We start from the raw sequence: 13,041 nt of genomic DNA on the forward strand, positions 1-13,041 counted from the left end.
GCATGGCCTTATCCGAAAAGTCGCCAACTTTTCGGGGCCATGCTGTGACGCGGGGTGGAGCAGCCCGGTAGCTCGTCAGGCTCATAACCTGAAGGCCGCAGGTTCAAATCCTGCCCCCGCAACCAAAGTCGCCCGCCAAGTCAATGACTTGGCGGGCGCTTTCGTTTTAGGTTCCGCCGTCTGTGCAAGCCGAGTCAGCAAAACCGGCGGCGGGAATTGGCGGCTCGCGTTATGTTGTAGGCCAACAATCGTACTGGAGAAGCAATGTCCGAGTCAGTTTCGAGCCTTCCTGCAAACGGCCGTGTGGCTTGTTCAAAGTGCTTCAGTGGCCTGACGGTTTGGAACGAAACTGAAGTGATCGCGGCCGGGTGGCACATCGTGAATAATCCAATGTCCTGGGGTGCTGCCGAACCTCAATATCTGGTCCTCGGCGTGTCGAAAGGGACAACGCAATGCGAAGCAATCAGCGCCAAGCCTCATAACGACGTTCCATTCGATGGGTTTCGGCCCGCGCTTGCAAAGGCGCTCCAGCTTCTCGGCTTGCTTCAAACCTCCGAGACTATCGAGTCCAAGATCTCCGCGAGTGAGATGGAATGGGGATTTGGCTCAATGGTTCGATGTGCTCTTGGCCTTCCCACGGCGGACAATGCGATCGAGCGTTCGGGCACGGTCGTTCAGAGGCTTGCGGCGATGCCCGCCGACCAAAGCTGGATCACGCTCTGCTCGTCAGTATTCCTTCGATCCCTTCCGGCAAGTCTTCGCGTCGTTGTCCTTCTTTCTAATGACGACGGCTACATCGACGCGTGCTTCGGAGCCATACGTCGCCTTCGGCCGAGCACGCGCCGAATCAACGACGTTGCCTATGGAGACGAGACGATAACCTGGGTGCATATAGTGCACGTCGGCGGCCCCGGAAAAAATCACATTGCGTCGTGGTTTGCAGGCGAAGGTCGCCAAGGCGGCAAGCGAGTCGCTGCGCAGATGGCTCTAGGAAAATCGACCGACGTACCGGTTCCCGAGCCCCAACTCGAAAAGGTCACGACGCCTAGCGATTTTCAGGCGAAGGCAGCCACCATGGCAAAATCCGCTCGGACACCTTCCGTTCCGCGAGGAGTTGGTAAGCCAATCCCCGTCAACCCTGTGCGTGACGCCATCCTCCAATCCATGAACGCTCACGCGTCCTTTCGCCCTCATCCGTCAGAGACAATTGTCGGCGGCACGAAATACGTTTCGGCCTTTCTTGGAAGAAACGGACGTGCGATCGCCTTCGACAAGGCGGTGGCTACCAAGCAGCCAATGTGGTTCCGAGATGACCCGCATCTGCGCGAGTTGATGGACAAGCTTCGCGTGCCCTTTGTTGGCTATCCGCCAGAAAAGGGTAGGAACAGCAACCTGTCCAAGTTGGCTGAGTTCGAGGGCAAAGCACTGCTTCGCGCCTTCCCACAGACGGCAGCGGAGGCAATTAAGATTGCTGATGCGGTTGTCTCAGGTGTGCCCACTGGCCTCTGATCACGCTGCCGCAGGCGAAACCCCATCCAGCCGAACGCACACTGTGGCCGCGCCATTGCCGGCGGCTTCGATCGCGGTTCCGACCGGGAAGCGGCCGACGGTCGGCACATTGATCTGCTTGGGACCCTTGCGTCAATCAGTCATGCGAGTATGGGATGAACTGTCGCCCTCGGTGAGGATCGGCCGCGCCTTCGGCGGTTGCGCTCCCCGTCGCTCCGCCCAGGCTGGGCAGAATGTCTGGCGGCGGAGCCGGTTCAGGCGCTCCGGAAAGAAGAGTTTGAAAGCCATGCGAAAACTCAGCGTCACTCTAGCGTCCATTCTTCTCGCGCTGGCCGCTTTGGCTTTGACGCCCTACGCCGATACAGCTCATGCTGTGCTGCCAGGGGCGATTGCCGTGGCCGCGCTACTTCTTCTTCTTTCCATTGTCGCGGATCGTCCGAAGGCCGAACCCGGTCGGGTCGCGTCTGAACCGTTGAGACCCGCGGCTTTGGCTCCGGCGCCAAGCCGCAATCAATCCGACGCCGAGGTCGTCAATTTTCTTGCCATTCTTCAGGAAAAAGGCCGCCTCGTTGATTTTTTGATGGGGGACATTACGGGCTACAGCGATGCAGAAGTCGGCGCCGCCGGTCGTGTTTTGCACGAAGGAGCCAAGGCGGCGCTGCTCGAGCATTTCGGCATCCTTCCCATGCGGGAGGAAAGCGAGGGATCGAAAATTACCGTCCCCACCGGATATGCGCCCGATGAATATCGTCTGGTCGGCAGGATCAGCGGTGAGGCGCCGTTCACAGGGACGCTCATTCATCACGGATGGAAGGTGGACTGGGTGAAGCTGCCACGCCTTGCGGGGGCAAGCAGCGATCGGCTGCCCGCGATCGCTCCCGCCGAGGTCGAACTTCAATGACGGCGGGTTGCAACGCTCGCAACTCGCGGCTTCTCGGCTCGCGTGCGTCTGGATCTTCCGGTCATCTTCCATAACAAAGGACGCTGCGCTTTTCCATGAACCATCGATTCAGTCTCGGCATCGACCTTGGCACGAGCAACAGCGCGATCGCGATCTCGGAGGTCGAGAGCGGTCAGATCGAAGTCATCGAACTGACGCAGGTTCTGGCCCCCAACCGGATCGGCGACAAGCCAACCTTGCCCTCCGCCCTTTATATTCCCCACCCGGATGAGTTTCCTGAGGGCGCCTTCCCCTTGCCATGGCGCGCCGCGGATCGTGGCGAGCCGATCATGGGTCATTTCGCGCTCAATCATGGCGCGCTCGTTCCAGATCGCCTGATCACCTCGGCAAAGTCATGGCTCTCGAACCCGCATGTTGATCCCCGGCAGGCGGTGCTTCCCTGGAAATCGGAGATCGGGGAACAGAAACTGTCGGCGTTCGACTGCTCGCGCCGCTATCTCGAACATATCCGGGAAAGTTTCCGCTACGCCATGCTGAGCAGGGGCTGGGATATGGCTCTGGCCGACGCCGAGGTCGTGCTGACGGTCCCGGCTTCCTTCGACGACATAGCAAGGAACCTCACAGCGGAGGCGGCGGAAGCAGCCGGCCTTGGCAAGGTGGTTCTGCTGGAAGAACCCCTTGCGGCATTCTACGCATGGACTGCGCAGGCCGGAAAGGACTGGCGCGCTTTGGTTCGTCCCGGCGACATCGTGCTGGTCTGCGACATCGGCGGCGGAACGGCGGACTTCAGCCTCATCGCCATTTCGGAGAAAGATGGCCTCCTCGACCTCAACCGCGTCAGCGTCGGCGAGCATATCCTGCTCGGCGGCGACAATATGGATCTGGCGCTCGCCTATACGCTGCGTGCGAAGCTGGAGGCGGATGGCAGATCCATCAGCAATACGCAGTTCCTGGCGCTGACGCATTCCGCCGGCAAGGCCAAAGTCGCCATGCTTGAAGACGACGCGATGGCCGAGTTCCCGATCGCCGTTCCCTCGCGCGGGTCGAGCCTGTTCGGCGCCACCGTTTCGACGAAGCTCGACCGGCAAACGCTGGAACAGGTCATTCTCGAAGGCTTTTTCGCCCGTACCGGGATCGAGGATCTGCCGCAGAAGACGCGACGGGCTGGGCTGCAGGAATTCGGGCTGCCTTATGCGAGCGATCCAGTCGTCAGCAAGCATCTTGCGCGGTTCCTCACACGCAGCCTTGAGAACGTGCAGTCGAGCGAGACGCTGCGCGCCCTGATCGGCGAAAGGGCCCGTTCCAAGCCGTTTTTGACGCCGACCGCGGTGCTGTTCAACGGCGGGGTCTTCAAGGCGGCGCCGATAAGACGGCGCGTGCTGGAACTGCTGGAGAGCTGGAACGAGGGCGGGTCTGTTCGCGAACTCGCCGGCTACCAACCGGATCTCGCGGTGGCGAAGGGCGCATCGTTCTATGGCCGCAATCGCATCACCGGGAAGGGCATCCGGGTCAAGGCTGGCGCGTCGCGCTCATATTATATCGGCATCGAGACGTCGATGCCGGCGGTGCCGGGGTTCGCTCCGCCCCTGAAGGCGCTTTGCGTTGTGCCCCAGGGGATGGAGGAAGGCTCCGAGATCTTGATCGAAGGCCGCGACCTCGCTCTCGTCACGGGGCAACCGGCCGAGTTCCGGTTTTTCTCATCCGAAGTCAGAAGCGGCGATGCGCCGGGGCAGATCATCCCCGACGCTGAACGTGAATTGCTGGAAATCAGCCTCCTTGAGGTCGATCTGCCAGCGGTCGAGGACATTCCCGCGGGACAGCCCGTTCCCGTAAAGATCAACGCGGTCGTAACCGAGCTTGGAAATCTCGAGCTTTGGATGAAACACGCGAAATCCGACCGCCGCTGGAAGGTCGAATTCCAGGTCAGGACGGAATAGACTGCGAGCGCCGCCTGACCGCCGAGGCGCGCCCTTCCTGACAGAACGCGGCACGGACAGTCGATGGCGCAGCCAAAATTCAGCATCGGGATTGACCTTGGCACAAGCAACTCCGTGCTGGCGTTTTCGCCGCTCGGGCGCGAGGGCGGCTCGCAGGTTCTGGCCATCCCGCAGTGGGACACGCCCTCGACACAGATTGATTCCGCGACGCTGCCGTCCTTCCTTTACCTGCCGGAGGAAGCCGTCGCCGCGCAAATCCAGGACCGGGGCCTCGACTTCGGCGGATGGGTCGTCGGCCGGCTCGCGCAGCGCAAAGCCAGCGAAACGCCGGGGCGCGTCGCCAAATCCGCGAAATCCTGGCTCTGCCATTCCGCAGCTGATCGCTCCGCGTCATTTCTGCCCTGGGGATCGGACGCGCTGGCGCAGCAGGACAAGATTTCCCCCGTTGATGCTTCCGCGCTCATTCTCGGGCATCTTCGGGCGGCCTGGAACGCCGGCTTTCCGGGGCAAGACTCCAGCTTCGCGTTCGACGCGCAGGACATCACGATCACCGTTCCCGCCTCTTTTGACGCGGATGCGCAGCGGCTGACGCTGGCCGCCGCGCAGCAAGCCGGCTACCCCGCGTCCGTGCGTCTCATCGAGGAGCCGCAGGCTGCCTTCTATTGGTGGCTGGAGCGGCAGGCTGGCGATTCGTGGGGGGCGCTGCCCGATCTCGACGGCGACGCGCGCCATGTACTTGTGATCGACATTGGCGGCGGCACGTCCGATTTCAGCCTGTTCGAACTCCGCCGCGAGGAGGGCGCCCGCGAGCCGGTCATCACGCGGGTCGCCGTTAGCGACCACATTCTGCTCGGCGGCGACAATATCGATCTCGCCATCGCTCATCTGCTCGAACAGCGTCTCACAACGGGCGAGGGCGGACTTTCGGCCGCCCAATGGGATCATCTGGTCGCCCGCTGCCGCTCGCTCAAGGAAAAGGTTTTCGGAGGCGAAGGCGCGCCGGACGAGATATTCACTGTTTCGATTCCGGCCCGCGGTTCGAATCTCTTTGCTGCTTCGCTATCCGCCGAGGCGTCACGCACCGAGCTGGAGGCCTTGCTGCTTGACGGATTCTTCCCCGACTGCGGGGCTGCCGACCGGCCAAGGCGGGCGCTCGGCGCGATCAAGGAGTTTGGGCTGCCCTATGCCTTCGACGGGGCGATTACCCGGCACCTCGCCGCATTCCTGCGTGGCCGACCAGTTGTCGACGCCGTGCTCTTCAACGGCGGCTCGCTGCATCCGCGGCGCTTGCGGGAAAGGCTGCGCCAGCAGATCGGAAAATGGCAGGACGGGCGTCCGCCGATGGTGCTGGAGAATGCTCAGCTTGATCTCGCCGTCGCGCATGGCGCCGCCTATTCCGGCGCGCTGCTGCGCCAAAAAGCGCGCCGCATCGAGGCGGGCGCGGCGCGCGCGGTTTTTGTTGAAACGCACCGGGCGGCGGCGAATAGCGAAGGCATGGCGGCGCGGCTCTCGCTCGTTTGCATTCTTCCGCACGGGGCCTCGCCCGGACAGACGTTTGAACTCGCGGACCTCGATCTGCGCCTTCGCGTCAACACGCTCGTGCGTTTCCAAATCTATACCTCGACACGCCATGATGAAAAAAAGGTCGGCGACATTGTCGAACTGGTCCCGGAGGAGTTCCGCGCCCTGCCGCCCCTCGAGACGACGGCGACGCTGGCCGGTCCTCTGACCGGCGAGCCCGCTTCCACGATTCCTGTCGCACTGGACGCCGGCGTGAATGAATTGGGCTTGTTGCAGCTGTCATGCCGCAGCCTCGCCCCCGGCATCGCGCGGTCATGGCCGCTTGAATTCAATCTTCGCCCGCTTGAGGACGATTCACCGCCGTCGGTGAGGGAGCCCCCGGCGCCGGAGCAGGCGGGATCTGGCGTCGCGCCGGAGGCATCGGCTGAGGCCGGGCGACTGATCAGGACGGCGTTCACGCCGTCTCCCCGTAAAGGCGAGAAGCCGGGCGCGCCAAAGCTCCTTCAGAGTCTGGAGCAGGCTCTTGGCGGCGCCAAAGGCGATTGGAACGGGGTCCTGTTACGCGACCTCTGGACGAGCCTTGAAGCCTGCGAAACCGGCCGCGCGCTTTCAGTCGAGCACGAAGAGGCGTGGTTGATGCTGGCGGGTTTCCTGCTGCGCCCCGGCTTTGGAGTCGTAAGGGATGAAACGCGCATCGATAGCCTGTGGCGGATTCATGGAGACGGGCTGCGCTTTCCCGGTAAGCGGACCAAGCTTCAAGAATATATTCTGTGGCGGCGGGTGGCGGGCGGCCTTTCGCGGGAACGGCAGGAACTTTTGCTTTTTGCGGAACAGGACAGGCTCTTCCAGCAAAAGAACGCGCCGCCCGAACTGATCCGCATGGCTGGATCTTTTGAGCGAATCGGCGTTGAGCTCAAGGCGGATTTGATCGGGCGTTTCATTGAGACGGCTGTGGAGCTTGCATCGCAGAAAAAGCACTGTGCGCCTTACCTCGCGGCGCTCGGCCTCCTCCTCAACCGCGCGCCGCTTTACGGTGGTCCGGAGACCATCGCTTCGCCGGCGCTTGTGGAAAAGGCTTACGAGGCGTTTCGCCGATTCGATTGGAGCGATCCGGAATTTGCGGAGGCGCAGGCGCTGTTCCAGCGCGCCGCCCGCGCCCTGGACGACCGCCGCCTCGATGCGCCGGCGCCCTTGCGCAACAAAATCGCCGACAAATTGGAAAAGTGCGGCGTAGCGGCTGTCAAGACTGGCCGTCTCAGGAATGTCGTGCCGGTTGAGCGCGCGGAGCGCCTGAGCTTTTACGGAGAGGCTGTACCCCCCGGATTGATCCTGAGCAGCGATTGATTTTCGCAAGGCGCATGAACGCCCCGACGCCCGTTCGCTCCTCGATGAGCAACACGCCGGGAGCAAAGAGGCGTCGAGGCCAAGCCTTCCCGCCTCCTGCCGGGCCGCCGACGTTTAGCTGTTCTTGTGACTCTGTTGGCCCGCCTTCACATGCTGTTCGTGCGTGCCGCCCTGAGACGAGCCGCTGGCCGATCCGCCCTTGTGGCTTTGCTCTCCCGCCTTCACATGCTGTTCGTGCGTGCCGCCACGGGACGATCCGCTGCCGCGTTCGCTGCCGGATTGGCCGCCTTCACGACCCTGAGCAGACGAGTCGGTCGTATTCTTGTGGCTCTGTTCGCCGGCCTTCACGTGCTGTTCGTGCGATCCGCCACGGGTATGCTCTTCCTTTGCCATTGCATCATCCCTTTGAAGATTATTGTGATCAGACCCGGTTATAACCGCTCGGTCTGGCCCTCCTAACCGGGCGCAATCGAATCCGTTCCGGGCGCCTAAGCAAAATAATGGGTGTTGAAAGCGGGCGCGCGCTTGCGTGGAACGGATCGCCCTGAACCCGGTTTGCCCAGTCACACATGCGAGGGAGACAGCCATGTCCGAGCGAAAGCGAAAGACGCGCAAATGGTCGGCGGAGGTCACACAGACGAGCGACGCCCTGGATCTTGAGACGGGAGTTTTCAACAGCGATGATCCGGCGCACATCGCGCGATCGCTCAAGCGCTCGGCGGAGCAAAGCGGCCGGCGAAAATCCTCACCGTTCCGTTCGGCCATGTCGATGCTGACGTTTTATCTCAACAGGGCCGGCAAGAACTTGAGCGCGGCCCGCACAAGAAAGCTCGACGCCGCCAAGGTTGAATTGCGCAAGCTATTTGGCCGAAAGCCGGTCTAGATCATGCGATCAGGCCGGCCTGATCCGCGCCATGCCCGTCTGGGCCCTCCCAGCCGAAGACGCTGCGCCCTCCGTAGGAATGCGAGAGCCTTAGCTCTTCGGCGATCAACTCTTCTACAGGGCGATCCGAGGCGCGAAGCTCGATCCCTCGAGCCTGATCATCGAGCCGCTTCAATGCCGCAAGCTCGTCCTCTCGTCCGAGCTTTGCGTTCCTGACAGCGGACTTCAGCACCTGGATCGTCTGATCGTAAACCTTCAAAGGCACAGGAAACGGATGCCGGTCCTTGCCGCCGTGCGCAAAGGAGAAACGCGCCGGATCGGCGAAGCGGCAGGGCGTCCCGTGCAGGACCTCAGCGACCATAGCCAGCGCGCGCACGGTGCGCGCTCCAACGCCGGGGACAAGCAGTAGCTCGGCGAAATCGGCGGGGCCGCGGTCGGCCGCGGCGGCGAGGCTGGCGCGAAGACGCGGCGCCAGCACATCGCTCGCGCGGACATCATGATGGGCTGGCATGGTCAAATGCGGCAGAACAAGTTGATCCGGCGCACTTGCCTTCGGGTGTGTTTCTGGCCGCCCTTCAATGAACGCGGCGCGCCGCGCGATGGCGTCTGGGCCAAGCAGCCGCAGAAGATCGAGTTGACTGTGGCGTGACGCCTTTGCGCGGCGGTCTGTGAGATTGATGATCTCGCCGCGCCCGGCGCCTTCGATGGCGGTATGTGGCTCTTCGACGAAACTCGTCAGCCCTTCCGACAGCCAATGATACCGGCGCGCTTGCTTGCGGTTTTCATTCATGCCCTGTTGAACCACGACCCAATGGCCGTCGTCGGTCACGATGAATCCGTGGAGATAAAGATCGAAGCCGTCCTGCAGGGCGGCGCTGTCGACCTTGGCGACGAGCCGACTGGCGGTAGCGAGGGCCGACCCGTCAAATCCAACGCGCTCGCCGATCGCCACAAGCTCATGCGGCGTTTGGCGCGAGTGCTTTCCGCGGCCGCCGCAAACATGAATCCCGAGCTCGCTCGAAAGGGGCGCCAACCCGCGCTTCAGCGCGCCGATGACGCTTGTGGTAACGCCCGAGGAATGCCAATCCATCCCCATGACCGCGCCGAAGGACTGAAACCAGAAAGGGTGCGCAAGACGCCGCAGCAATTCGTCGCGGCCATAGTGATGGATGATGGCCTCGCTCATGACGGCGCCGAGGCGCGTCATACGATCCGCGAGCCACCTCGGCACATGGCCGCCATGTAACGGCAGATCAGCGCTTCCACCTCTTCGCGTCATGATTGGGTTTCCGCGGTCATTCGGCCTTCGTGTTCACGAGCAAGGAAGAATTTGCCAGCGATTGTGGGTTACGTCGGCTGGCCTCCGACCGCCTAACGGCAGTGAGAATATCCAATCAGAATGAGGATCGGCGGAAAGCCGCGGACGACGCCGTTCGGATCGCTGCACCAGCGCCGAGGCATGTCCCTATCTGTCTTTGGATTATAGTCGTAAATTGAGCAGTCGAGGTTGACGTCTCCGGTTGCGATACGAAAGTGCTCTTTGCCGGGGTCGGCGTCGCCGCTTTCCCACTGGGCGACATATTTATCGTTCGAGCAGGTTACTTCAAAGAGGTACACATTCGCCTTTGCGGCGGCGGGCGAAATCAACGCCGCCGCGCAAATCAAAATGGCTTTGCCGAAGTCGCGCATGGGCATCCCCAGAAGAACGAACCCTCCCGGCTTGCTTAAAGCCCGGAATCAGTCAAGGCATCATCCCCCCGATCGATGATCTTTGCCAGCGGCATTCGGTTGATTTGAACGCGATTTGACTGCCCCTTTGTCACGACGCTGCGAGGCCGCCTGAAGCCGCCGCGCCACCGCCTTCAAAGAACCTTCCGGTCCAGGATCACAGACGGCTCGAAGCGATTGTCCCGCCGCGCGTCGTCAGGGCGATGCGACGCGATTGCGGTTCAAATCCTGCGCCATCTTCAGGTGCTCTTTCAGCGTCGGGAGCGTTTTGGCCGCCCATTGCTTCAGGGGTTCGCTATCGCCGCCCTTTGAATAACGCTCAAAGAGGTTCACGGCGTCTTTGTGCGCGGAGATCTGATCGTCGATATATGTCTTTGCAAAGTCTGCGCCGCTCAAGGATCTCAGCTTGTCGAGCATCTTTTGATGAGAGTCGTCGATGGCCGATGGAAGAGCGGCCTTGACCGAACCATTCCGGACGAGAGAATTCAGCTCATTCGACGTTTTGGCGTGATCGGAGATCATTCGGTCGGCGAATGTTGCGGTTGCGCCTTGCGCCTTCTGCTTAGCGAGTTCGCTCGACTGAATCTCAAACATGTCGCTGCGCGCAACTTCGTTGACGAAATCGGCTGTCGTCGGGCTAACGCCCAACACTTCATTAACTCCCGTCTTCTCCGCCAGCGTCTCCGCCGACGCAGCCCCGCCAAGCAACAGAGCCACAGCTCCTGCAAGGCCAATATTGATCGTGCGTTTCATAATCGCTCCTTGACATGAGAAAAAGATCTGGGAAACGAATGCCTGAGGAAACGTATGGTTCCGGCTCTACCGGCTGAGGGCGCGTCTCCCTCAAGGCGGCGATAACGACGCGCCGGCGCCGCTGGAGCCGGATGACTTCGGATGACATCGCGCCGCGACTCCCTCCAAAGCCGGAATCCGTCCCGCATCGATCAGTTGGAGCAGAACGCCAACCGAAAACCGGATTCCACTTTCCGGCATCATGGTATGATTTGAAGGATCATGCTTCGAGCCAACATCGGAATTCGTCTACACGGCGGCTCCTGTTGTGATGATCCACAGCTGGGGCGAAGGCGCGGCCGCATGCTCATCGAGCGCAGGGAGATCGGCAGCCTGGAACCTTAGCGGTCAACGCGCCGGCGGTTCGCCGCGAGCGTGTCAGCGATCGCCCGCATGAGGTCGTCTTGCCGGAACGGCTTTGAAAGACGCGGCAGATGCACTGTGTCGGCTGAGCTTAGCTCCGCATATCCCGTGGCCAGAACAACCGGCAGCGCGGGCCACTCCGCTCTGATCGCGTCGGCAAGCTGTGTCCCTGTCATGCGCGGCATCGCCTGGTCGGTAATGACCAGATCGACGCTCTCGCGCCGCAGAATACTGAGCGCCTGCCTCCCGCCGGAAGCTTCAAACACCGTATGCCCAAGATCTGCGAGCATCGCGGCGGTGTTGGTCAGCACGAGAGGATCATCGTCCACGGCGACCACGACGAGCCGTCTCACCTCCCGACTGTTTTCCAACGTTGGCGGCTGCTCGTCGTCACTGGCCGGCGCGGCGGCCCGTTGCGCCACCGGGAGCCAAAGCTCGGCGGTTGTGCCTTGGCCCTTCTGACTTTTGAGGGCGAGCCGCCCACCGGATTGCTCCGCCAATCCGTGGACCATGGGCAGTCCGAGCCCCGTGCCCTTACCTATGCCTTTGGTTGTGAAGAAGGGCTCCATGGCGCGCGACAGTGTCGCCTCGTCCATGCCCTCTCCCGTATCTGTCACGGAAAGACACACATAGGCGCCGCCGGCCAGCCCATTTTGGGAGGCCCCGGAGACGGTTTCCGCCCGCGCCGCGATAATGATCACGCCGCCTTCCGGCATGGCGTCGCGGGCGTTCACCGCAAGATTCAGCAGGGACAATTCCAGCTGGTTGGTGTCGGCCTGGACAGAAGGCAGAGCGAGCGGGAAGCGGGTCTCGATCGACATGGCGGGCCCGAGCGAGCGCTGCAGAAGATCGGTCATTCCCCGCACGAGGATCGGCAGATCGACCGGCTCCAGCTTCAGCTCCTGGCGGCGGGCGAAGGCGAGCATGCGCTGCGTCAGCGACGCCCCCCGTTGCGCGGCCTGCATCGCATTGTCGATCAGAGAGGTGAATTTAGGCTCGTCCGGCAGCCTTTTGCGGACCAGTTCGAGGCTGCCGAGAATCGCCATCAGGAGGTTGTTGAAATCATGCGCGACGCCGCCCGTGAGCTGCCCGATGGCGTCCATCTTCTGCGATTGAAAGAGCGCCTCGCGGGCTTCCTCGATGGCGCGTTGAGCCTCCCGCCGCTCCGTAATATCGCGCGTGATTTTGGCGAAGCCGATGACCGCGCCGTTCTCGTCGCGGATGGCGTCGATGACCACATTGGCCCAGAAACGGCTGCCGTCCTTGCGGACGCGCCAGCCCTCTTTCTCGAACCTGCCCTCGCGAGCCGCGGTCTCGATCGCCCGCTGAGGCTCTCCCTTTTCAAGATCCTCCGGCGTATAGAATTTCGAGAAATGCTCGCCGATGACCTCCTCGCGGAGATAGCCCTTGATCCGCTCGGCCCCCAGGTTCCAGCTGCTCACATGGCCTTCAGAATCAAGCATAAAGATCGAGTAATCGGCGACGCTTTGGACGAGGATCCTGAACTGCTCTTCACTGCGCTTCAAGGTTTCCTCAGCGAACTTGCGTTCGGTAAGGTCGCGGGTGATCTTGGTGAATCCGAGCAACTCGCCTGACGGACCGCGGATCGGATCAATGACGACATGAGCCCAGAAGCGGGCGCCATCCTTGCGCACCCGCCAGGCTTCAGTCTCGAATTTTCCTTCCCTCGCGGCGGTATCGAGCGCGCGCCTTGGCAGTCCGGCGCGCTGGTCCTCCTCTACATAGAAGCGCGAAAAATTTTCGCCGAGAATTTCCGAAGCCTCATATCCCTTGAAGCGTCGCGCGCCAGGGTTCCAGCTCGTCACCACGCCTTCCGGGTCGAGCATGAAAATGGCGTAATCCGTCACCGCGTTGACGAGGAGGCGGTATCGCCCGTCGTCCATGGCAGAGGCGTCGAACCGCTCGAGGTTATCCATCAAGGGTTCCTTTCCGCCCGACGACGCTCCTAGGCGCGGAGAATGGCGACCGACGCGGAACGTTCCGCCTTTTGTTTTCGCGTAGCGAACGCAGGCGGCGGCGCATTGGCTTTCACCCTCAATGTC

At 62.1% G+C, this 13,041-nt stretch carries 9 protein-coding genes, 1 tRNA gene and 1 pseudogene; 6 read left to right on the forward strand and 5 right to left on the reverse strand.

The window, feature by feature from the left end; translation table 11 throughout:
• Positions 1-48 precede the first annotated feature (48 nt).
• The 5 genes from MPC4_RS06990 (at position 49) to MPC4_RS07010 (ending at position 7,212) form a co-directional block, all read left to right on the forward strand.
• Positions 49-125, forward strand: a tRNA-Met gene (locus tag MPC4_RS06990).
• Positions 126-264: 139 nt separating this feature from the next.
• Positions 265-1,509 carry a hypothetical protein gene (locus MPC4_RS06995; protein ID WP_174511885.1) on the forward strand — a complete coding sequence of 415 codons (1,245 nt, stop codon included), beginning with the start codon at positions 265-267 and terminating at the stop codon, positions 1,507-1,509.
• Positions 1,510-1,795: 286 nt separating this feature from the next.
• Positions 1,796-2,410 carry a DUF2760 domain-containing protein gene (locus MPC4_RS07000; protein WP_174511886.1) on the forward strand — a complete coding sequence of 205 codons (615 nt, stop codon included), beginning with the start codon at positions 1,796-1,798 and terminating at the stop codon, positions 2,408-2,410.
• Between the two features lie 95 nt (positions 2,411-2,505).
• The gene (locus tag MPC4_RS07005; RefSeq protein WP_174511887.1) at positions 2,506-4,347 is read left to right on the forward strand and encodes an Hsp70 family protein; all 1,842 of its coding nucleotides are present in this window, start codon (positions 2,506-2,508) and stop codon (positions 4,345-4,347) included.
• Positions 4,348-4,410: 63 nt separating this feature from the next.
• Entirely contained in the window at positions 4,411-7,212 is a 2,802-nt protein-coding gene (locus MPC4_RS07010) for a hsp70 family protein (protein WP_174511888.1), read from the forward strand.
• A 198-nt stretch (positions 7,213-7,410) separates the two neighbouring features.
• Here MPC4_RS07010 and MPC4_RS07015 read toward each other — a convergent pair.
• A pseudogene (locus tag MPC4_RS07015) lies at positions 7,411-7,605 on the reverse strand (hypothetical protein); the annotation flags it as partial.
• A 193-nt stretch (positions 7,606-7,798) separates the two neighbouring features.
• Here MPC4_RS07015 and MPC4_RS07020 point away from each other — a divergent pair.
• Entirely contained in the window at positions 7,799-8,095 is a 297-nt protein-coding gene (locus MPC4_RS07020; RefSeq protein WP_174511890.1) for a DUF3175 domain-containing protein, read from the forward strand.
• A 1-nt stretch (position 8,096) separates the two neighbouring features.
• On the opposite strand, the gene MPC4_RS07025 is transcribed toward MPC4_RS07020, so the two are convergent.
• From MPC4_RS07025 to MPC4_RS07040, 4 genes are all read right to left on the reverse strand, one after another.
• Entirely contained in the window at positions 8,097-9,374 is a 1,278-nt protein-coding gene (locus MPC4_RS07025; protein ID WP_174511891.1) for a DUF763 domain-containing protein, read from the reverse strand.
• 92 nt (positions 9,375-9,466) lie between these two features.
• The gene (locus tag MPC4_RS07030) at positions 9,467-9,784 is read right to left on the reverse strand and encodes a hypothetical protein (RefSeq protein ID WP_174511892.1); all 318 of its coding nucleotides are present in this window, start codon (positions 9,782-9,784) and stop codon (positions 9,467-9,469) included.
• Positions 9,785-10,018: 234 nt separating this feature from the next.
• Positions 10,019-10,576, reverse strand: coding sequence for a DUF4142 domain-containing protein (locus tag MPC4_RS07035; protein ID WP_174511893.1), 558 nt, complete (start codon positions 10,574-10,576; stop codon positions 10,019-10,021).
• 380 nt (positions 10,577-10,956) lie between these two features.
• Entirely contained in the window at positions 10,957-12,915 is a 1,959-nt protein-coding gene (locus tag MPC4_RS07040) for a hybrid sensor histidine kinase/response regulator (RefSeq protein WP_174511894.1), read from the reverse strand.
• Positions 12,916-13,041: the final 126 nt, after the last annotated feature.

The sequence above is a fragment of the Methylocella tundrae genome (genome assembly GCF_901905185.1).
In the GTDB taxonomy this organism is placed as follows: Bacteria; Pseudomonadota; Alphaproteobacteria; order Rhizobiales; family Beijerinckiaceae; genus Methylocapsa; species Methylocapsa tundrae.

What these genes read in the sequence shown, in the direction of transcription:
- MPC4_RS07025 (WP_174511891.1), bottom strand. Translation starts at nt 9,374, where the DNA reads ATGACGCGAAGAGGTGGAAGCGCTGATCTGCCGTTACATGGCGGCCAT.
- MPC4_RS07030 (WP_174511892.1), bottom strand. Translation starts at nt 9,784, where the DNA reads ATGCGCGACTTCGGCAAAGCCATTTTGATTTGCGCGGCGGCGTTGATT.
- MPC4_RS06995 (WP_174511885.1), top strand. Translation starts at nt 265, where the DNA reads ATGTCCGAGTCAGTTTCGAGCCTTCCTGCAAACGGCCGTGTGGCTTGT.
- MPC4_RS07040 (WP_174511894.1), bottom strand. Translation starts at nt 12,915, where the DNA reads ATGGATAACCTCGAGCGGTTCGACGCCTCTGCCATGGACGACGGGCGA.
- MPC4_RS07010 (WP_174511888.1), top strand. Translation starts at nt 4,411, where the DNA reads ATGGCGCAGCCAAAATTCAGCATCGGGATTGACCTTGGCACAAGCAAC.
- MPC4_RS07005 (WP_174511887.1), top strand. Translation starts at nt 2,506, where the DNA reads ATGAACCATCGATTCAGTCTCGGCATCGACCTTGGCACGAGCAACAGC.
- MPC4_RS07000 (WP_174511886.1), top strand. Translation starts at nt 1,796, where the DNA reads ATGCGAAAACTCAGCGTCACTCTAGCGTCCATTCTTCTCGCGCTGGCC.
- MPC4_RS07020 (WP_174511890.1), top strand. Translation starts at nt 7,799, where the DNA reads ATGTCCGAGCGAAAGCGAAAGACGCGCAAATGGTCGGCGGAGGTCACA.
- MPC4_RS07035 (WP_174511893.1), bottom strand. Translation starts at nt 10,576, where the DNA reads ATGAAACGCACGATCAATATTGGCCTTGCAGGAGCTGTGGCTCTGTTG.